At 60.8% G+C, this 21,437-nt stretch carries 16 protein-coding genes; 14 read left to right on the top strand and 2 right to left on the bottom strand.

Annotated elements, in window-relative coordinates; genetic code table 11:
- Positions 1-17 precede the first annotated feature (17 nt).
- A complete protein-coding gene (locus tag HBO11_RS07680; protein WP_262376890.1) occupies positions 18-914 on the bottom strand; it encodes a LysR family transcriptional regulator in 897 nt (298 codons plus the stop codon).
- Between the two features lie 113 nt (positions 915-1,027).
- On the opposite strand from HBO11_RS07680, the gene HBO11_RS07675 reads away from it, so the two are divergent.
- The 14 genes from HBO11_RS07675 (at position 1,028) to HBO11_RS07610 (ending at position 19,894) form a co-directional block, all read left to right on the top strand.
- A complete protein-coding gene (locus HBO11_RS07675) occupies positions 1,028-1,894 on the top strand; it encodes an alpha/beta hydrolase (protein ID WP_169951493.1) in 867 nt (288 codons plus the stop codon).
- Between the two features lie 126 nt (positions 1,895-2,020).
- On the top strand, positions 2,021-3,589 hold the full coding sequence (locus tag HBO11_RS07670; protein ID WP_169951496.1) for an ABC transporter substrate-binding protein: 1,569 nt from the start codon (positions 2,021-2,023) through the stop codon (positions 3,587-3,589).
- Positions 3,590-3,600: 11 nt separating this feature from the next.
- Complete coding sequence (locus tag HBO11_RS07665; protein WP_169951498.1) at positions 3,601-4,542, top strand: ABC transporter permease; 942 nt, start codon at positions 3,601-3,603, stop codon at positions 4,540-4,542.
- Positions 4,539-5,408, top strand: a complete 870-nt coding sequence (locus HBO11_RS07660; protein WP_169951500.1) for an ABC transporter permease — start codon at positions 4,539-4,541, stop codon at positions 5,406-5,408. The genes HBO11_RS07665 and HBO11_RS07660 overlap by 4 nt, the downstream gene beginning before the upstream one ends.
- Before the next feature lie 2 nt (positions 5,409-5,410).
- Positions 5,411-7,042 (top strand): ABC transporter ATP-binding protein, encoded by a 1,632-nt coding sequence (locus HBO11_RS07655; protein WP_170058857.1) that lies wholly within the window; start codon positions 5,411-5,413, stop codon positions 7,040-7,042.
- Between the two features lie 130 nt (positions 7,043-7,172).
- Complete coding sequence (locus HBO11_RS07650; RefSeq protein ID WP_169951502.1) at positions 7,173-8,453, top strand: OprD family porin; 1,281 nt, start codon at positions 7,173-7,175, stop codon at positions 8,451-8,453.
- 64 nt (positions 8,454-8,517) lie between these two features.
- Positions 8,518-10,035: a serine hydrolase gene (locus HBO11_RS07645; protein WP_169951504.1), complete on the top strand. Its 1,518-nt coding sequence runs from the start codon at positions 8,518-8,520 to the stop codon at positions 10,033-10,035.
- Positions 10,032-11,357, top strand: a complete 1,326-nt coding sequence (locus HBO11_RS07640) for an aminotransferase class III-fold pyridoxal phosphate-dependent enzyme (protein WP_169951506.1) — start codon at positions 10,032-10,034, stop codon at positions 11,355-11,357. The genes HBO11_RS07645 and HBO11_RS07640 overlap by 4 nt, the downstream gene beginning before the upstream one ends.
- Positions 11,358-11,371: 14 nt before the next feature.
- The gene (locus HBO11_RS07635; RefSeq protein ID WP_169951508.1) at positions 11,372-12,790 is read left to right on the top strand and encodes an aldehyde dehydrogenase family protein; all 1,419 of its coding nucleotides are present in this window, start codon (positions 11,372-11,374) and stop codon (positions 12,788-12,790) included.
- Positions 12,791-13,298: 508 nt separating this feature from the next.
- The gene (locus HBO11_RS07630) at positions 13,299-15,569 is read left to right on the top strand and encodes a TonB-dependent siderophore receptor (protein ID WP_222931743.1); all 2,271 of its coding nucleotides are present in this window, start codon (positions 13,299-13,301) and stop codon (positions 15,567-15,569) included.
- 5 nt (positions 15,570-15,574) lie between these two features.
- Positions 15,575-16,732, top strand: coding sequence for an ABC transporter substrate-binding protein (locus tag HBO11_RS07625; protein WP_170058856.1), 1,158 nt, complete (start codon positions 15,575-15,577; stop codon positions 16,730-16,732).
- The gene (locus HBO11_RS07620) at positions 16,729-17,796 is read left to right on the top strand and encodes an iron ABC transporter permease (protein ID WP_169951512.1); all 1,068 of its coding nucleotides are present in this window, start codon (positions 16,729-16,731) and stop codon (positions 17,794-17,796) included. Before HBO11_RS07625 ends, HBO11_RS07620 begins: the two co-directional genes overlap by 4 nt.
- Positions 17,793-18,599 carry an ABC transporter ATP-binding protein gene (locus HBO11_RS07615; protein WP_169951514.1) on the top strand — a complete coding sequence of 269 codons (807 nt, stop codon included), beginning with the start codon at positions 17,793-17,795 and terminating at the stop codon, positions 18,597-18,599. The genes HBO11_RS07620 and HBO11_RS07615 overlap by 4 nt, the downstream gene beginning before the upstream one ends.
- Positions 18,596-19,894: an LLM class flavin-dependent oxidoreductase gene (locus HBO11_RS07610; RefSeq protein WP_169951516.1), complete on the top strand. Its 1,299-nt coding sequence runs from the start codon at positions 18,596-18,598 to the stop codon at positions 19,892-19,894. Before HBO11_RS07615 ends, HBO11_RS07610 begins: the two co-directional genes overlap by 4 nt.
- Before the next feature lie 153 nt (positions 19,895-20,047).
- Here HBO11_RS07610 and HBO11_RS07605 read toward each other — a convergent pair whose 3' ends face one another.
- On the bottom strand, positions 20,048-21,322 hold the full coding sequence (locus tag HBO11_RS07605; protein ID WP_169951518.1) for an FAD-dependent oxidoreductase: 1,275 nt from the start codon (positions 21,320-21,322) through the stop codon (positions 20,048-20,050).
- Positions 21,323-21,437 lie beyond the last annotated feature (115 nt).

Below are 21,437 nucleotides of genomic sequence, written 5' to 3'. Positions count from 1 at the left end.
AATCTGCCAGGTAAGGCTCACTTCGCCACTGCCTGCATCAGCAACTTGCGAATCTCCCCGGTAATCGCACTTTTGGTGCCTTGCTCCAGAATCCCCACCCGGCGTACTGCCAAGTCCCCCGGCAGCGGCAGTACGCGCAGGCTGGGGTCTTTGTGCCAGTCAAAGTTCTTCAACAGCGGCACGATTGCCACACCGACTTGCTGGCGGACCAGGTCGGCGATACCGATGATCGAGTTCAGTTCGAGGATTTCCAGCGGCTCGACCGATTCACTCTTGATGATCGATTGCACCTTGCGGCCTACGGCGGTGGACCGGTCATAGCGAATGAACGGCTGGGTCCTGAGCAATTCCACGGCGTCGTTGATACCCGCGGTCTGCGCGGTGTTGGCGAGCATGACGATGGGCTCGTTGTAGAGCAGGGTCCAGCTCAAGCCGTCGAAGTTTTGCCGCGCCGTCTCGATCAACAACGCCGCGTCGAGCTTGGCGGCGTGTACCAGGTTGACCACCTCGTCGGAGCGGGCAGTCATCAGGTTGACCGAGATGCGCGGGTGCAGCTTTTTCAGTTGCACCAGGCAATTGGCGAGCAGACCCATGCCGGAGGTAATACCGCCGATGGACACTTCGCCCTCCATGGCCATGCCATCGGGCGCCTCGGCGATCATTTGCTCGTAGTCCGCCAACAGGCGCTTGGCCTTGGGCAGCAACAACACGCCATCGCGGCTGAGCTTGATCTGCCGCTGGCTGCGGTCGAACAGTGGCCGGCGCATCTCTTCTTCGAGGGCGCGCATTTGCTGGCCGACAGCGGCATTGGTCAGGGCCACCCGGTCGGCGGCGGCGGCGAAACTGCCGTATTCGGCGACGGCGATAAACGTCTTGAAGAAGCGAATGTTGCTCATGGGCAGGCCCGTGGTCATGGGTGTGCCTGAATCGTAAAGGTTTTGTTTACTCAGGTTAAAGTTAAATTAGTTTTTCTTTTTATAGGGCCCGGCCAATACTCAAGCCCGAACTGACTCGGCGAACTTACCCAATGAGCAATCCAGATATCAGCCCTGAACACGCAGCATTGCGTGCTGCAAAGAACGTGTATCACCTCGGCGCGACCACCGTGTACTCCCATCACGGGGACAGCCGGTTTGCCTACACCCTCTATGTGCCTGAAGCCATCGAGGACAGCACCCGGCCAGTCGACCTGGTGGTGTCGCTGCACGGTTCAACCCGTGCGATGGAGATTTACCGCAATGGCTTCGCCGAATTTGGCCGCTGGAACGATTGCGTGATCCTGTCGCCGCTGTTCCCGGTCGGCGTGCTGGGGGACGGCAATGGCGATGGCTACAAGCAGATGGTGGAAGGCGATATCCGCTACGACCAGGTGTTGCTCGACATGATCGCCAATGTCGGCAAGCGCTACGGCCGCCGCTTTGAAACCTTCGCGCTGTTCGGCTATTCCGGTGGGGGGCAATTCACCCATCGCTTCTGCTACCTGCACCCCGAGAAACTCTGGGCGGCGTCCATCGGTGCACCGGGCTCGGTGACCCTGCTCGATGCCGATCAGGACTGGTGGGTCGGCGTGCGGGACTTTGCCACGCGCTTCGGCAAGCCGCTGAACCTGCCAGCCTTGCAGCGCTTGCCGGTGCACATGGTGGTGGGTGATTCAGACCTCGAAACCTGGGAAATCACCCACCGTGAAGGTGGCAAACACTACATGGCCGGTGCCAACGCTGCCGGGCGCACGCGACCTGAGCGCCTGGCCACCTTGAAGGCGAGCTTCGAAGCCGCCGGCGTGCAGGTGCACTTTGACTTGCTGCCCAACGTCGCGCACCAGGGCGTCAAGGCCATGCCGGCCGCCCAGGACTTTTTTGCCAAGGTGTTGCGCCACAAGCGCAGCCTGGGCTGATACACCGTAGGTAGATGCACTCAGAACAGACCGTATAACAATAACCAAGGATTCACTCATTCTGATGCCGGTCCTGCCTTGGCCCTCGCCACTGACCGGAAAATTTCTTCAAGGAGTCTTTCTCCCGTGAATAGTTACGTAAAGACGGCAGTGGCCGTTGCGATGTCGGCGTGCGCCTTTTCCATGGCCGTTGCCCAAGACCAGGTCATCAGTGTCGGCATCAACGGTGATATCCGCAGCAGCGACCCAGGGGTCAACCGGGACGACAATACCGACGCGGTGATGATGCATATCGTCGAAGGCTTGGTGGCATACCGCGAAGACACCAGCATCGCACCGATGCTGGCCAGTGCGGTTGCCGTCTCGGCCGATGGCCTGCGCTACACCTTTACCCTGCGCGACGGCGTTCTCTTCCAGAACGGCCAGCCATTGACGGCCAAGCAGGTGCAATGGACCTGGCAGCGCTACCTCGATCCCAAGACCCAGTGGCGTTGCCTGGCGGAGTTCGATGGGCGCGGCGCGGCCAAGATCGTCGATGTCTCAAGCCCAGACCCGAAAACCGTGGTGTTCACCCTGGACCAGGCCAATGGCTTGTTCCTGGCCGCCATGGCCCGTCCGGATTGTGCCGGCAGCGGCATCCTGCACCCAGACTCCCTGGCCGCCGATGGCAGTTGGCGCGCACCGATTGGCACCGGCCCGTTCACCCTGGGCAAATGGCAGAAGGGCCAGTACGTCGAACTGGATCGCTTCAAGCAATACACCCCGCGTGCCGAAGGCGAGGCGGACGGTTACACCGGCAATAAGCAGGCGTTTGTCGACACCGTGCGCTTCCAGGTGATCCCCGATGCAGCCTCGGCCAAGGCCGCGCTGCTGTCAGGTGGCGTGGACCTGCTGCCGGACGTGACCGCGATGGATGCCGCGCAACTCAAGCAGGTCAAGAACCTGCAGATCCAGGTCAGCCCGATCATGACCATCAGCGGCCTGTTGTTCCAGACCCGCGACCCGTTGCTCAAGGATGTGCGCATCCGGCGCGCGGTGGCCTTGTCCCTGGATTACGCGCAGATGGTGGCGGCGTTGTCCGATGGCTTGTCGGTGGTCAACAACTCAGTGATTCCCACCGCGAGCCCTTACTACGACGGCATCGCGCACCAGGGTTACACCTACAACCTCGACGAGGCCCGGCGCTTGTTGAAAGAGGCCGGCTACCGCGGGGAAAAAATCCGCATGCTGGTCAACAAGCGCTACCCGCAGATGTTCGACATGGGCTTGCTCAGCCAAGCCATGACCCAGGCAGCAGGGCTGAACATCGAGATGGAAACCCTGGAGTGGGGCACGCAGCTGGAGCGTTACCAGAGCGGTAGCTACCAAATGATGTCGTTCTCCTATTCGGGGCGTTTCGATGCGGCGCAAAGCTACGAATCGGTGATCGGCGACAAGGACAAGGAGCCGCGTAAAGTCTGGGACAACCCCCAGGCCCTGGCGATTTTGCGCGAGGCCCAGCGGGAAGTTGACCCTGCCAAGCGCCGGCCACTGTTCGACCAGCTGCACACGCTGATGCTCAAGGATGTGCCCATGGTGGTCATCTACAACGGCACTGCCATCGGCGCCATGGGTAAGCGCGTTGAGGGTTATCGTTCCTGGCCCGTTGCCAAGCCGCGCCTGTGGGGCGTGAAGCTGGCCGACACTTCCAAGTAAGGCGTAGCGCTATGTTTCGATTCATATTGCACAGGCTCGGCATGGCGGTGCCGACCCTGTTGCTGATCTCGGTGATTGTATTTGCCTTGATCCGCCTGATCCCCGGCGACCCGGCACTGTTGATGCTGGGTGACATGGCCGACCCGCAAAGCCTGGCCGACATGCGCAGCAGCCTGGGCCTGGACCACTCAGTGGTGACCCAGTACCTGATCTGGATCAAGTCGGTGCTCAGTGGCGACCTTGGGGTGTCCATCAGCAGCCGTCAGCCGGTGCTGGAGTTGCTGGTCGAGCGTTTCAGCGTCAGTGCGACCGTGGTGCTGGTGGCGGTGTTGCTGGCGACCCTGCTCGCGGTGCCGGTGGGCTTGCTCGCAGCCTGGAAGCAAAACAGTGCGATGGACCTGGGGCTGGTTGCGACGGCAACGTTGTTGCTGTCGGTGCCGAGCTTCTGGTTGGGCTTGCTGCTGCTGTATGTCTTCGGCATTCAGTTGGGCTGGTTGCCGGTGATCGGTTACGTCGGCTTCGCCACCGACCCTATGAAGGCGCTGACCTATGTGGTGCTGCCGATCATCACCCTGACGCTGGTGGAGTTCGGCGCCATCGCCCGGATGGCCCGGGCCAGCACCATCGAGGTGCTACGCCTGGAGTACATCGCCCATGCCCGGGCCAAGGGCTTGTCGGAAAGCGCGGTGCTGTGGCGACACGCCTTGCGCAACGCATTTGCGCCGACCTGGACCTTGATTGGCCTGATCCTGGGCAACCTGCTCGGCGGCATTGCGGTGCTGGAAACCGTGTTCACCTTGCCCGGCATCGGCCGGTTGATGGTCGATGCGATCTTCTCCCGCGACTACCCGGTGCTGCAGGGGTGCCTGCTGCTGGTCACCTGCATCTATGTGTTGGTCAACCTGTTGGTGGATCTGCTGTATCCGCTGTTCGATCCAAGGGTGAAGCTATGAACCTCAAGACTCCTGCCGTGCCCACCGTGGCGGTGATCTCGCCTCGGCGGCGCCGGCGTTACCCGCCGCTCAATGCCCTGATCGGCGGCAGCTTGCTCGCGGTCCTGGTGTTACTGGCATTGCTCGGCGTGGTGTGGACGCCTTACGACCCGCTCAAGTTGGACCTGCTCTCACGCCTGCACGCACCGAGTGCCGTGCATTGGCTTGGCACCGACGAGTTTGGCCGCGATGTGTTCAGCCGCCTGATCATTGGCGCGCGTACCAGCCTGTGGATCAGCCTGCTCTCGGTCAGCGTGGCGGTGATCTGCGGCACGGTGATCGGCATGCTCGCCGGTTACCTGCGCGGCTGGACCGACCGGGTGCTGATGATGCTCAACGACGCGCTGCTGGCGTTCCCCGGCATCCTCATGGCCCTGGGCATCATGGCGATTGTCGGCGCCAGCCAGTACGGCATCGTGCTCGCCCTGGGCATCGCCTACACCCCATCGGTGGTGCGGGTGGTGCGCGGCAGCGTGTTGTCACTGCGTGAGCTGGAGTTCATCGAGGCTTCGCGGGTGATCGGCAACTCCGAGCTGTACACCATGTTCCGCCACATCACCCCCAACTGCCTGGCGCCCCTGTGTGTACTGGCCACCAGCATGTTTGGCTGGGCGTTGCTCTCGGAGAGCGCGTTGAGCTTCCTCGGCCTCGGGGTGCCACCGCCGGCCGCGACCTGGGGCAGCATGCTCTCGGCAAGCCGCACCTATATCTCGACGGCGCCGTGGCTGGGGATCTTCCCGGGCATCTTTATCAGCCTGACGTTGCTGGCTATCAATCTGTTCGGCGATGCCTTGCGTGATCGTCTCGACCCGCGCATGAGGAAATGAGCATGAGCGCTCCAGTGCCTTTACTGGCCGTTGAAAATCTGCAGATTCGCGTTGGCGTGGACGGTCCGCTGGCCGTCGACGACTTCAGCTTCACCATGGCCCCGGGCGAAATCGTCGCACTGGTGGGCGAGTCTGGCAGCGGCAAGACCATGGCCGCCCGCGCCGCCATTGGCTTGCTGCCGGCGCCCATGCAAGTGTGCGGCGGGCGCATCCTGTTCCAGGGGCAAGCGCTGGACAGCAGTGATGCCAAGGCCATGCGTGCGGTGCGTGGTGCGCGGATCGGCATGGTGTTCCAGGAGCCGATGGTCTCGCTCAACCCCGCGCTGACCATTGGCCGGCAGATGAGCGAGGCGCTCAAGCTGCATACCGCGCTGGATGCGGCGACGATCCACGGGCGCTGCATCGCCATGCTGCAACGCATCGGCATCAAGGACGGCGAAAAATGCCTGGCATCCTACCCGCACCAATTCTCCGGCGGCATGCGCCAACGCATCATGCTGGCTTCGGTGATGTTGCTGCGCCCGGCGCTGCTGATCGCCGACGAACCGACCACGGCCCTGGACTGCCTGGCGCAACTGGACGTGATCGAGTTGATGCTGGAGCTGACCCGCGAGCAGGGCACCGCGATCCTGTTCATCAGCCACGACCTGTCCCTGGTGGCGCGGTATGCCCATAAAGTGGTGGTGATGCGCTCGGGCAAGGCGGTGGAGCAGGGCCGTATCGAAGACATCCTCTTTGCCCCCAAGGCTGAATACACCCGGCAGTTGCTCGAAGCGCTGCCCCGGCGTGGGACGCTGGGGCCATTGCCGGCGGCCGACAGCCCGTTGCTGCAGGTCCGGGATGTGTGTATCGAGCACCCGGGGCCACGGAGTTTCTGGGGGCGCAGCGTGCCCAAGCGCGTGGTGCACTCGGTGAACCTGAACATTGCGCCGGGCGAGACCCTGGCCCTGGTCGGTGGCAGCGGTTCGGGCAAGACCACCCTGGGGCGTGCGGTCGTCGGGTTGGTCAACCCGTGCGCCGGGGCGATTCTGTTCCAGGGCGTGGATATCCTCAACGCCGCCAACCGCGCGCATCGCCTGCAATGCCAGATGATCTTCCAGGACCCGTATTCGTCCCTCGACCCGCGCATGACGGTCGGCCAGATCCTCGCCGAGCCGCTGCGCCATGAGCCGGCCCTGACGGCCGCGCAAAAACGCCAGCGGGTCACCGACACCCTGGTCGACGTGGGCTTGCCCGAACAGTTTCGCGAGCGCTTTGCCCATCAACTCTCCGGCGGTCAACGCCAGCGCGTGGCGATCGGCCGGGCGCTGGTGCGCCGGCCCAAGCTGGTGATTGCCGACGAGCCGATTTCGGCGTTGGACATGACCATCCAGAAACAGATCCTCGAACTGTTCGAGCGTCTGCAACGCCAATATGGTTTTGCCTGCCTGTTCATCTCCCACGACCTCTCGGCGGTGGAGCGCATCGCCCACCGCGTGGCGGTGATGAACCAGGGCGAGGTGGTCGAAATGGGCCCGCGTGACACGATTTTCGACACCCCGCAACACCCTTACACCCGCCGGCTACTTGCGGCGGCCAGCCCCTTGGAGAAACGCGCGGACGGCAGCTACCGCCTCCGTGCCAGTGTGATTTAGGTACTGCTGCACCCCAGGCCACGGCATCAAAACCCAACCCTTCGCAAATCGCCGATTTGCGAAGCGGGCGAAGCCATGGCCGAAGAAAACAAAAACAACCCCACTCAACCTGTCTGCCAGGAACCTACACATGAATAACCGCATCAACAAAGTCGTCGCCAGTGCCAGCGTCATGGGGGCCGGTTTCATGCCCCTGTTTGCCCAGGCCGACTTCATCGCCGACAGCAAAGCCGCGCTGGAATTGAAGAACTACTACTTCAACCGCGACTACCGCGAATCCAGCGGGCAGAACAAGCGTGCCGAATGGGCACAGGGTTTTATCCTTAAGCTCGAGTCGGGTTTTACCGACGGTACGGTGGGCTTTGGCCTGGACGCGGTCGGGATGTTGGGCATCAAGCTCGATTCGAGCCCGGACAACTCCGGCACCGGGCTGCTGGCGCGCTCCAGCATGGCCGAGCCCGGCGCTCCCAGCTACGCCCGCCGAGCCCATGACAACTACTCCAAACTTGGCCTCACCGGCAAGGCGCGCCTGGCCAAGAGCGAGTTGCGCGTGGGTTACATGGTGCCAGACCTGCCGACCCTGCAGCCGAACCTGAGCCGCCTGTTCCCGCAGAGTTTCAGCGGCACGGCACTCACCTCCAAGGACATCGACAAGCTGACCCTGACCGCCGGTCAACTGGATCAGGTCAAGCAGCGCGACTCGACCCACTACGAGGACATGGGGCTTACCAGCCAATACGGCGCCTACAAAAGCAGCGCCAAGAGCGATGAATTCCGCTTCGCCGGCGGCGAATACGCACTCACGCCGACGACCTTCGTGACTTACCAGTACGCACAATTGGAAAGCCTGTACCAACAGCATTACCTGGGCTTGAAAAACAGCCTCAAGTGGGGCCCGGGCACCCTGAAGACGGACATCCGCTACTTCAGCGCCAGCGAAGACGCCGCCGCCCTGGCCGGCAAGGTGGATAACCGGGCGCTGAGCACGCGCATCGGCTATGGCCTGTACGGCCACAACCTCAGTGGCGGTTACCAGGAGCAGTACGGTTCGACGCCGTTCACCTATGTGGACGGTACCAACACTTACCTGTTCAGCGAGTACCAACTGGCCAACTTCTCCCAGACCCGCGAGCGCGTGTGGCATGCCCGCTACGACTATGACTTCGCTGCGCTGGGCATTCCGGGCCTGCTGTTCTCCACGCGTTACGCCAAGGGCGATAACGCCAAGGTCATCGGCTTTGACGGCGAAGGGCGCGAGTGGGAGAGGGACTTGAGCCTGGGCTATGTGGTGCAGAGCGGTACGTTCAAGGACGTATCGCTGCGTTGGCAGAACGCCAGCGCCACCAGCAACTTCGCCCGTGACACCAACGAAAACCGAGTGATCCTGGGCTACACCGTGGCGCTCTGGTAGCGGTAATGGCGTGCAACAGCAGCCTGTTGCACGCCCAAGCAGTGCAAATGAGGGGATAGATCAGATGACGAGTTTGCCGTTGCGCCGGGCACTGCCCAGTCAACAACGTGTATCGGCGCGTGGCGTGAGTGATTTCATCGATGCGGTGAACGCTGCGGGCCTGGAGTTACACAGTTTCATGCTGTACCGCGATGGCGCGGTAGTGGCCGAAGCGTTCTGGGCGCCTTATAGCGCCGCACGCTTGCATGTTCAGCACTCGGCGACCAAAAGCTGGGTGTCCATGGCGGTCGGGCTGTTGGTGGATGACGGTGTGTTGTCGCTGGATGCCAAGGTGGTGGACTTTTTTGCCGCCGATTGCCCGGCCTCCATCAGCGCTAACCTGGCGGCCATGACCGTACGGGATCTGCTGACCATGCGCACCGGGCATCGCCAGGGCATCTCCGGTGGCGCCTGGCGCGGGCGCACTGACAGTTGGGTGCGGTTGTTCCTCAATGAGCCGGTCGAAGACCCGCCAGGGCAGCGGTTCATCTATAGCAGTGCGTCGAGCTTCATGCTCTCGGCGATTGTCAGTGTGGTCAGCGGCCAGACGGCGTACGCCCTGTGTAACGCGCGCATCTTCCAGCCCATGGGCATGGGGCCCATCGAGTGGGACCTTGCACCGGGCGGCTTCAACACCGGGGGCAACGGCCTCAGTTGCCGCACCGAGGACTTGCTCAAGTTCGGCGTGCTGCACTTGCAACAAGGCCATTGGGAGGGGCAGCAATTGCTGTCCCGGGAATGGGTGGCCGACGCGACCCGTGGGCATGTCGACGATGTATGGATGGGCGCCTTCGATGGCAAGCGCTACCTGGGCCGTGACGAGTCGAGCGACGCGGCTGTCACGCGCCGCGAAGGCTACGGCTACCAGTGGTGGATGACCCTGCACGGTGGTTACTACGCCTCCGGAGTGTTTGGCCAGCAGTGCATCGTGTTACCGCGCCATAACGCGGTGATTGCCTTCACCGCCGGGCTGGCGCTGGGCGAGCGGCGCTTGCACAGCCTGCTGTGGGAGCATCTGGTGCCGGCGCTGGGTGTGCCCACTGACGGCGCGACGGATGCCGGGTTGGCGGCGCTGCTGGCGCGGCAACAGCGGCCCGTCATGTCTGGCGCCGCGAGTTCGCCGCGCCAGGCCGAATTCAGTGGCACGTTCGTCATGCAGGCCAACGAAGACCAGGTCAGCGAAGTGCGCCTGGAGTTTGGCCCAGAGCATTGTGATTTCTACCTCACCGACCCCCGTGGCACCCATTGCATTCGTGCCGGGCTCGTGGCCGGCATCGAAAGCCGGACCAGCATGACCGGCCACTATCTGCATCACCAATACCAGCCGGAGCTCACCCCGGTGGTGGCGCAGGCGCGCTGGACCGAAGCGGGGGTGTTGAGCATGACCTGGCAGTTTGTCGAGACGGCGTTTTGTGACCGGGTCACCTGCCGTATCGAACACGGCAGGTTGTCTGTGGACCGCAGCGTCAACGTTAACGCAGGCCCGTTGCAGCGCCCGACGCTGACCGGCCATCCCATCATTGCTTTGCAGGAGTCTCTATGAACGATCTTTCCCAGCCTTCAGCGCGCGTGAATCGCGGGTTCTGGGCGCCATTCACGCCGATGCGCCAGTTCCAGCAACAGCCGATGATGTTCGCCAGTGCCGATGGCATGTACTACACCACCACCGACGGGCGCCGTGTACTCGATGCAATGGCCGGGCTGTGGTGCGTCAATGCCGGGCACGGCCAGCCGAAAATCGTCGAGGCGATTCGCGAAGCGGCGGGGCGCCTGGACTTTGTCTCGTCATTCAAGATGAGCCACCCCCAGGCCCTGGAGATGGCCGAGCGCCTGATCGACGTCAGCCCCGCCGGCATGGAGCAGGTGTTTTTCACCAACTCAGGGTCTGAAGCGGTGGACACCGCGCTGAAGATCGCGCGGGCCTTTCACCAGGCGCGTGGCGATTGCCGCCGGACCAAGTTTATCGGGCGCGCCAAGGGCTACCATGGCATGGGCTTCGGCGGGCTGTCGGTCTCTGGTATCGGCCGTCAGAAGCGTGACTTTGGCCCACTGCTGGGCGAGGTCTCGCACCTGCCGTTGCCCTATGACGCCGGCATGCGTTTCAGCGTCGGGCAGCCGCAACAGGGCGCCAGTTACGCCGACGCGTTGACACAGTTGTTGGATATCCAGGACCCGAGCACCGTGGCCGCCGTGATCGTCGAGCCCGTGACCGGCTCCGGCGGCGTTTATCCGCCGCCCCTGGGCTATTTGCAACGTTTGCGCGAGATCTGCACGCGGCACGGCGTGCTGCTGATTTTCGACGAGGTGATCACCGGCTTTGGCCGCGTCGGCGCCCCCTTTGCCGCGCAAGCCTTCGGCGTGCTCCCGGACCTGATCACCACGGCCAAAGGCCTGACCAACGGCGCGGTGCCCATGGGCGGCGTACTGGTCAGCGGTGCGGTGTATGAGGCGTTCATGGCCGGGCCGGCCAATGTTATCGAACTGATGCACGGCTACACCTATTCAGCGCACCCGCTGGCGTGCGCAGCCGGGTTGGCGACCCTTGAGGTGCATCGCGAATTGGGCATCAACCAACACGTCAACGCCGTGAGTGGGCTGTGGCAGTCGAGTGCACTTGCGCTGCAGGGCGTCGGCGCGGTGCTGGACGTACGTGCTATCGGCCTGCTCTGCGCCGTTGAACTCGAGCCGCGCCCAGGGTTTCCAGGCGCACGGGGCAGCGAAGTTGCGCAGTGGTGCTTCGAGAATGGCGTACTGGTGCGCGGCTCGGGCGACACAATTGTGATTTCGCCGCCACTGCTCATCAGCCCGCAGGAGATTGCCCTGGTGTTCGACACCCTGGGCAGCGCCCTGAAACACGTTGCCTGAAGGGAGTGCAAGGGATGTCGGATCTGTTTGAGTTCTACATTGACGGCGCCTGGGTCAAGCCCCACGGCACCACCATCGAATCCGTGGTAAACCCGCGCACCGAGCAGGTGCTGGCACGCATCATCCTTGGCGACAGCCATGACCTGGAGCGTGCGGTCGGCGCGGCCAGGCAAGCGTTTGCGGGGTTCGCCGCCAGTTCGCTCAAGGCGCGTATCGAACTGCTGCAACGCATTATCGAAGCCTACGAGCGCCACAGCGAAGCGTTGATCGAAGCGGTTCACCTGGAGATGGGCGCGCCGCTGTCCCTGGCCCGCAGCGCCCATGTGCCGGCTGGCCTGGGCCACCTGATGCAGGCATTGGAAGTGTTGCGCGAGTACCGCTTCGAACGGCGCCTGGGCAGCACCCTGGTGGTGCGCGAGCCCATCGGCGTGTGCGGCCTGATTACGCCCTGGAACTGGCCACTCAATCAACTCACCTGCAAGCTCGCGCCAGCGCTGGCGGTGGGCTGCACCGTGGTGCTCAAACCCAGCGAGCGTGCGCCGTTGTCAGCCCGGATCATTGCCCAGGTGCTGCATGAGGCCGAGGTGCCCGCAGGGGTATTCAACCTGGTCAACGGCGACGGCCCGGGGGTGGGCGCTGCGCTGGCGCGCCATGCGGAGGTGGACATGGTGTCTTTCACCGGCTCCACCCGCGCCGGCGTTGCAGTGGCCCAGGCGGCGGCACAGACGGTCAAGCGAGTGTCCCAGGAGCTGGGCGGCAAATCCGCCAATATCCTGCTCGACGATGCCAGCCTGCCCAGCGCAGTGCGCCATGGGGTGTTGGGCTGCATGCGTAACAGCGGCCAATCGTGCAATGCACCGACACGCCTGTTGGTGCCGCGTGCACAGCAACAGGCGGTGATTGAGATTGCCCAGCACGTGCTCGCGCAGATGTGTTACGACGACAGCAACCCGAGCACGGCCATTGGCCCTATCGCCAACGCCATGCAGTACGAACGGGTACAGCACATGATCGCCCAGGCCATTGCCCAAGGGTCGCGATTGGTCGCCGGGGGGCCAGGTCGGCCTGAAGGCGTTGAGTGTGGCTACTACGTGCAGCCGACGATATTTGCAGATGTCACCCCGGACATGCTGGTGGCGCGTGAGGAAATCTTCGGCCCGGTCCTGGCAATCATCCCGTATGACAGCGAAGCCGAGGCCATCGCCATCGCCAACGACAGCCCCTACGGCCTGTCCGGTTACGTCACCTCGGCCAGCCTTGAACGCAGCCTGGGGATTGCCCGTCAACTGCGTACCGGCATGGTCCACCTCAATGGCGCCCGCGCCGACCAGGCTGCACCGTTTGGCGGCTACAAGCAGTCGGGCAACGGCCGCGAGTGGGGGGAGTGTGGGTTTGATGAGTATCTGGAGAGTAAGTCGTTGTTTGGCTACTAGCGGTTTGCGCAGGCGTTTTTCAGAGGCTGTCAGAATCGCCGAAGAACATTTTGACTAGGCTCTAGCGCTGTGTTCTCAGGCAGATAAGTTTCAGATATGCCCCCGTTTTGCCCCCAGGTGTATCAGGTTCTTGAGTGGCGATTTCCGACAGAATGTCGTCGTTGATCGCTCATCAAAGGGTGGCCCGGGCACGCTACGCGGTGGTAAGCATCACCAAGTTCATGCATGTCTTGGATCACCCCATGATATTGAACTGTTGGCCAATGGGCATCGACATGATGCCTTATCCCTTCTGCGGAAAATGGTGGCTTTGGGGGCATTTTCACATCGTTGCGCAGGCGCGGCAGCACCCTCGTTGCACGGGTCCATACAAGTCCCGCCCGGTAATTGAGCTGCAGTGGTTACACAGGCACGCAAGGCACAGTTAATGTTACTTCTCATTTACATTGACTGTCAGTCAGTCAGTGGATAGGATTTGCCTCCCAATCCGCTTGACGCCGTGTACAGAATGAACAACTGGCCGCTGATTCATCCCTCTCCATGCTCGAAACCAAACTACTTTTTCCGCACCGCCCAGCAGTGTGCGGTGATCGCCTCTGCGCTAACCCTGTGTGCTTATCAAATGGCTCACGCTGATGACCTTGCGCAGCGCACGACCGAGAATGATCCAATCCCACCCGTTGCAGGTGTGGTCACCTTGCCGGCCACCAGTGTCACTGGGGTGAGCACCAAGGGAGGCGAATCCGGTCTCGTACACGGTTATGTTGCGGAACAATCCGGGTTGGGCAGCAAGACCGACACTTCGATCCTGGAAATTCCTCAATCCGTGTCGGTAGTCACGCGCGAGCAGATGGATACCCAGCAAATAAAAACGACCAGCCAGGCACTGCGCTATACGGCAGGCGCCAATAGCGAAAAATACGGGGCCTTCGGAGATCAGCTCGACTTCACAAAAATCCGCGGCGTCGAAGCCGATTACTATTTGGACGGGCTGCGCTTAATCAGTAACCCTGGCAGTTGGTCGCCCCAGGTCGATCCCTACACACTGGAGCGTGTCGAAGTATTGCGAGGACCGTCGTCCTATCTTTATGGGCAATCAACCGGCGGAGGCATAGTCAACCAGGTAACTCGCAAGCCCCAAGAGGTGGAGTCGCATGAGGTCACGACACAATTTGGCAGCTTCGGCCGTACGTTTCTTGGCGTGGATTCAACCGGTCCACTCGACAGTGACAGGACGCTGCTCTATCGCTTTACCGCGACAGGGTTGAAGGCGAATGACCAGATCGAAGATGTACACCACAAAAGGCTCTATCTTGCGCCTTCGCTGACGTGGCAGCCGACGGAGCAAACCTCTTGGACTGTCCAGCTTGTTCACTCTCGGGAGCCCGAAATACCGAACTACAACTCTTTGCCAGCCAATCTGCTTGGGCTGAATAAAAGTCCCTATCCATCAATAGATCGGGACAGGAACTACCGGGATATGTCGTTTGATGACTCGTCCCGTGAACAGAATTACATCAGCTCCAACTTCACCCACTCTTTCGACAACGACTGGAAGGTGACGAGCACTATGCGCTACATGCATATCGCCTCGGATTTGCAAAGAAGCGTTGTCTACGGGTATTCGGTGGTCAATGGCAAGCCACTGCTAAAAAACACTTATGAGATTTCCCCTTCCAGTTCCAATACGTTCTCGATGGACAACTATGTCAGTGGCAGCCTCCAGCTCGGGCCTACTAAGCACGACGTTATCGTGGGTGCCGATTTTGCCTCGGGCACTGTAACCAGTGCCCTCTATAGCAGTGGTCCTTATCTTGTTGACCCCTACGGCTCGGACTATCGCCCGCATGTCAAACCAGACTTCACGGCAAGCCGCGCAGCACCTTGGTCCGAGAAACAGGAGTTCGATCGCTTGGGCGTCTATGTACAGGATCAGATTTCTTATGACCGATGGCGTCTGACGTTGGGCACACGCTACGATAAATCCGAAACAGACGACGTGACGCGAAGTTATTCCCCTACTTCGGTCTCCACCAAGATGAACAACGGGAAGTGGTCGGGGCGAACAGGCCTGAGTTACCAGTTTGATAACGGCATTTCTCCCTATGTGAGCTATGCCACGTCTTTTAATCCGTTGATAGGCAGCGGTTACAACGGGAGTGCGTTCGTCCCGACTGAAACGACACAAACGGAGATAGGCATCAAGTTTCACCCCGCCGACTCCAGAACATTGCTGACGGCCGCCATTTACAATCTGGAACAGACCAACGTCAAAACCGCCGATGCGGCCCATCTGGGGTTCAACACCCAGGCGGGCAAGGTGCGCAGCCGTGGTGTCGATCTTTCAGCCACTGCCGAGCTAGTCGAAAATCTTAATCTGCTTGCCAGTTACAGTTACCTGGATAACGCCTTGGTCCAGGATACGACCTACCAAGGCAACAGCCTGACACAAACCCCCCGACACAGCGCTGCCCTGTGGCTTGATTACCTCATAGGGCGCGGATCTTTGTCCGGCCTGAAAATCGGAGCAGGCTCGCGTTACCTGGGCGCGTCGTACGGCGATCCAGCGAACACGTTCAAGGTTCCGGCGGTCACGCTTTTTGATCTGGCGTTGAACTATGAACTTGGTTCAATTGAGCCTTCGCTTGAAGGCGCTTCGCTGGCGCTCAACGTCAGCAACCTGACTAACAAGGAATACGTCGCAAGTTGTACCTCGGCCCTGTATTGCTTTGTCGGGCAGGATCGCACGGCCACCACTTCTCTCACTTACCGCTGGTGAGCCAAATGGGCGATGTTCTGTATTCAAGGCGCCGTGTTCTGGGGCGCCTGATGGCGGCTGGAATGTTGATCAGCCTTTCTCGAAGTCTCACCGCTGCGCCCGCACGTGTGTCATTCAAGGATGTTGCTGACCGTGATGTACGCGTAGATCGACCTGTGGAGCGGGTGCTGCTGGGGGATGGCACGCAGGCTTACGTCTTGGCGGTGCTGCTTCCGGACCGGCCATTTGCTGATGTTGTGGGTTGGGGCGAGAACTTCAAGGCTGCGGACCTGGATGGCTATCGGGCATATCTGCGGAAGTTTCCCGAGATGGGCCGCATTCCATCGTTTCCGGCCGCGACGCTTGACTCCATTGGTAGCGAATTAGCGATTTCGTTGGCGCCGGACGTGGTGATCATGAACCTCAGTTCAAAGGCCGCCGCCGAGTCGTCGGGCCTGATGGCACGGTTGACACAGGTGGGCATTCCGATCGTGTTCGTTGATTTTCGCACCAAGATGTTTGATAACACCGTGCGAAGCGTGCAGATCCTCGGTGCACTGCTTGGGCGAACCGATCGTGCCGACGAATTCCTGCGTTTTCGCCAAGAGCAGATCGAACGTGTCACGGTGCCATTGGAAAACGTTCGAACGCGGCCTCGTGTAATGGTCGAGCGTGCCGCAGGTCTGTATGACGACTGCTGCCTGACTTACGGCGAAGGCAATTTCGGTGAGCTTGTGACAGTCGCTGGAGGCGACAACCTCGGTTCCCATTTCCTGCACAGTACTTTTGGTACCTTGCATCCCGAGCAGGTTATTGCCAGCGACCCGGATGTCATCCTGGTGACCGGCGCAAATTGGTCGCTTTATTCGCCTGCGGGAGACTGGGTCAACCTCGGACCCGGCGCCGACTCCGCGCAAGGGCTCGTGCGTTTGCGCCGGTTGATGCGCCGGCCGGCATATCGTTCGTTGTCGGCGGTGAAGGCGGGGAGGGTCCACGCCATCTGGCATCCCTTCTATGACAATCCGTATTACTTTGTCGCACTGCAGCGGATAGCAAAGTGGCTTCATCCCGAACTCTTCGCATCGCTGGATCCGGACGCTACGTTTCGCGAGTTCCACGCGCGTTTTCTTCCGGTTCCTTATCAGCCCGGTTATTGGCTGAGCCTGGATGGAGCATCACTATGACGAAGCAAGCCATCGGCACACAGGCCGAACTCACCCGCGGGCGGAGCTTATACAGCCGCCTGGCGAAACGCCGCTTGAGCATGATCGTCGGCATTGGCCTGCTTACCCTTGTGTTTTTCATGATCGACCTTTCCATAGGCCCGGCGCATTACAGGTTGATGGAGCTGCTGTCCGTCTTGATGCAAGACGCGTCGTCGAGCCAGGTGAGCGTGATACTTTGGGACATCCGACTACCCGTGGCGCTATCGGCTCTGGTCGTCGGCGCGAGTCTGTCGATTGCGGGTTTGCAAATGCAGACAGTGCTCGGCAACCCCCTGGCGAGCCCGTTCACCTTGGGCTTGTCGGCCGCGGCGAGTTTTGGCGCCGCACTCGGTCTGATATTGGGGGTAAGCGTTCTGCCTGCTTCGGCTGTCGCCTACGCCATCCCCGTCAATGCGTTCCTCGTTTCGATGGCAGCGGCCTTGTTCATTCATCGCCTGAGTCGCAAACGCGGTATCACCACCGAAATGATCATACTGTTGGGCACGACCCTGGTCTTCACGTTCTCGGCACTGCTGGAGGCGCTGCAGTACATCGGTCCCGAACAGGCGCTGTCTGCTGTCGTCTTCTGGACAATGGGCAGTCTTTCGCGTGCTACGTGGCCCAAGCTCGGCATCATGAGTGTCATTCTCGTGATCGTATCGTTTACGTTCGCCCGCCAGTCCTGGGCGTTGACGGCATTACAACTCGGAGAGGCCCGGGCGACGGCTTTGGGGATTCCCGTAGCGCGCCTGCGCCTGCGCGGCATTCTGCTCAGCAGTCTGCTCGCCTCTATCTGCGTCTCTTTTGTGGGCACCATCGGGTTCGTTGGATTGGTGGGGCCGCATATTGCCCGAATGCTGGTAGGCGAGGACCAGCGCTTTCTCCTTCCGGCCTCTGCGCTATGTGGGGCATGCATGCTGTCGGCGGCCTCGGTACTGAGCAAATCGCTGGTCGCCGGGCAAACCCTGCCGATTGGAATAGTGACATCCCTGGTGGGCGTGCCCTTGTTTTTTGCGTTGATTCTGCGAGCGAAGACGCGATGACTGCACTGCTCAACATCGCTGACGTGTCGGTAGCCTTCGACGGCCATGCGGTATTGCAGAACGTCAGCTTCGGGCCCGTGGCAGCGGGTAGCATCACGGCGCTGCTGGGTTCGAACGCTGCCGGTAAGTCCACGCTGCTGCGCCGGATTGCGGGCGAGTTGGGTGGCGCAGGCACCGTGACTGTGGCAGGGCAGGCTGTCGAGACCTGGTCCATTCATCATCGCAACCGCCCCGCACACGTCCCCCAGGATATTTCCATGAACTCCTCGCTGCGAGTGTTTGAAGCAGTGCTGCTTGCGAGCAAGCAGGGCAGCGGCTGGGGCGTTGATGGCAGTGAGTTGGATGAGGTTACCCGTATGCTCCAGACGCTGGAGATTAACGTGCTCGCCGACCGCGAGCTGGCCGCATTGAGCGGTGGCCAACGGCAACTTGTATCGATTGCCCAGGCAATGATCCGCGCACCCAGTGTCTTGTTACTGGATGAACCCACGAGCGCACTGGATTTGCAAAACCAGTTCGATGTGCTCGATTTATTGCGTCGGTTGGCGCGAGCGCGCTCGATGTGCGTCGTCATGGCCATTCACGACATCAATCACGCATTGCGCTTCGCGGACCACGTGGTGGTCCTTCATCAAGGGCGGGTGCATGCCACCGGCCGCCCCCTCGATGTCCTGACACCGGCGTTGCTGGAAAAAGTCTACGGCGTGCAAGCGCGCCTCGAATACTGCTCGCAAGGGGCTCCATTCCTGATTGTGGATCGGTCTTTGCGAGCACCGAATTCCATGTCGAGCACCCTACAATGACCAGACCACTCAAGAAACTCATCCTGTTGGCCATGCCCAGCATTCATGCCGGTGCTTGGCGCTATCCGGGTGCCATACCCGACTTCCACAGACGCTTCGAGCACATGAAGTGGTTCGCCAGAATCCTTGAGAAGGGTCGGTTTGATGGGCTCTTTCTGCCTGACTCACTTGCGGTTCGCGCAGGTTCCGTCGACACGCTCATGCGAAGCTCCAGCGTGGTTACGCTTGATCCATTGACACTGCTTCCGGCGTTGGCGGCAGTGACGCGGCACATCGGGCTGATCGCAACCGCCAGTACCACCTATAACGAACCGTACATGCTCGCGCGCCGCCTGGCCTCACTGGATGTCATCAGTGCAGGTAGGGCTGGGTGGAATCTGGTCACGTCGAGTAATCCGAACGAGGCAGCCAACTTCGGCGCGCAGTCCCACCTTGAGCATGGCGCAAGGTACCGCCGCGCCCGAGAGTTCTCGCAGGTGATGGAGGGGCTTTGGGAAAGCTGGGAGGCGGATGCCTTCTGCATGGATGCAGCCAATGGCATCTACTTTGATCCTGCCAAGCTGCATACACTCAATCACCAAGGCCCTCACTTCGCGGTGAAAGGCCCGCTCAATGTAGCTCGACCTGTTCAGGGGCGCCCCGTCATAGTACAAGCCGGTGCGTCCGAAGCGGGGCGGCAGATTGCGGCAGAAACGGCCGAAGTCATTTTTACTTATCAGACCGATCTTGCATCTGCGCAGGTTTTCTATGCTGACATGCGATCACGAGCTATGGCAGCAGGCCGCACGGATGCGGTGAAAATCGTTCCCGCAGTCCTTGTCGTATTAGGCGACAATCTTGAGCAGGCGCAACGCAAAAGATCGAGGCTGGATGAGCTGGTAGATGATCAGAGTTGCCTCGCGACGCTCTCCATTGCGTTGGGGCACGACATTTCTGCCTACGATCCGGCAGGCCCACTGCCTGAAATACCCGAGAGCAATGCGAGCAAGAGCGGCCGTGATCGTGTGGTGCGGCTCGCGGCGCGGGAAAACTTGAGCGTTCTTGAGTTGGCAAGGCGGGTCTGCGGTTACCAGGGCCTGGAAATGGTGGGGACCGCCGAAATGGTCGCTGACCAGATGGCACTGTGGCTGCAGCAGGAGGCCGCCGATGGATTCAACGTCATGTTCTCCCACCTACCGGGAGGCGCGAGCGAGTTCGTGGCGCAGGTCGTTCCGCTCCTGCAGAAGCGCGGGCTGCTCAGAAGGCGTTACGAAGGGCGCTGCTTCCGGGAAAACCTGGGCCTGGTCAAGCCGTAGCCTGGTTGTTCTTTGGGCGGTACTTCAGGGGCTGTTGGCGTGCAGGGTGAACGGTGCCCTTGCCTGGAAGCAGGGCACCTACCGGTGTTGACGATGCGCAGACGAAAGGGAGAGCACCAACCGCGCTTCGTAGTGGGCCCCGTTTTAGCGCTGTTACGTTGAAGGTTCGAACAGCCCATCACGAGTGGACGAGAATATATCCAGGTCGTGCTGATACCGGGTGTGCCCATCGACAGCCAGTTCAACCAATATACGTCCAAACAATGGCGCGTATTTGAAGGCTCGGCCTGACTCCATAACGCACATCGAGGCGCCGGCATGGAATGACTGCTGGCCGGGTGCCGTCGGGATACGCCCGATCACCAGCTTGCCGTCCGGGCTCATCGAGTAAAGGCATGTCCCCGCATGCTGGTATTGAGTGGCGTCGACGGCATTGGGGGCAATCAGTTGATCCAGGTGCGTAACGAGTTCCTCCATCAATCTCGGGTTCACGCCCGGTTGAATTGCTGACGGCGCATCGTAAGTGTCGTAGGTGTAGTCGGCGCTCATTTTTACCATGTTGTGCCGGTCTGGCGAGAAGTCCAGGGGTGGGAAGCCGTAAAACGTACCTTGGTCGCTTGCATCGATATTCCCGAACTCAAACCAGATAGGAATCTTCGGAGGGTTTTCCTTGAGTGGCCAATAGGCGTAACTCATCTTCCAGATCTTCCAACCGGGCGCTTGCTTGAGACCAAAGCCCTTCAACACCGAATCTGCCCATACTCCCGGGCAAGTGATCAAATGTTTTCCGTGGACGGTCACGGAGCGACCATCAGCCTCAGTCAGCAGCGTATAGCCAGCCTGGTCCTTAAGAGGGGCGACCTGGATCACGGCATGCTTATCCAATACGTGCAGGAGGTCCGTCTGCCGGGCGGCGAATAGAAAAGTCCTGGCCGCTTCCTGCACGTTGATGGACGCGCTTGCCGCTTGCACCAGGCCTACGTAGTCGTCAGGCATGGCTGCCAGATTGAACATCGGAAATCTTTTGTGAATAGCGGCGGGGGAGTCCAGGTATTCGTAGGGCATGCCCATGCTATCCATGGTGTGTTTGATGTGTTGCACGTTACCTTCGGTAGTCATCGGCGCATCCCGATGGCCAAAGAAGATAAGGTCGTCCGAAGCAAGCAGGTTTTTTCCGCTCGCGCGCTGCAGTTCTGTCCATATTGCAAGTGACGCTTCGGCCAGCCGGGCTTCGGACTCGTTGTCTTGCATCAAGCGGAACATTCGCTCCAGGCCTTTGGAACTATTGGTGTCGTTGCCTATTCCGTACTGATCGACAACCAATGTTTTTAATCCTCTGGCTGTCGCATAGTAAGCGCTGGCGAGACCGAGTATTCCTCCGCCGATGATTAATACATCGTAGTGTGTCTCTGGCGTATTGGGGGACATCGTATCTTCCTGATAATTAGAGTGGGCGACAAAAGACGTCACTGCAATTAGTTATATTTTGGGGTTCGTCAGGTAATCGAGCGGCGTTATACGCGCGTGGGTCGTAGTGACTCGG

It is taken from the genome of Pseudomonas sp. WS 5010 (assembly GCF_012985565.1).
In the GTDB taxonomy this organism is placed as follows: Bacteria; Pseudomonadota; Gammaproteobacteria; order Pseudomonadales; family Pseudomonadaceae; genus Aquipseudomonas.
The sequence above is the reverse complement of the archived record's forward strand: the minus strand, read 5'-3'. Positions and strand labels throughout refer to the sequence as shown.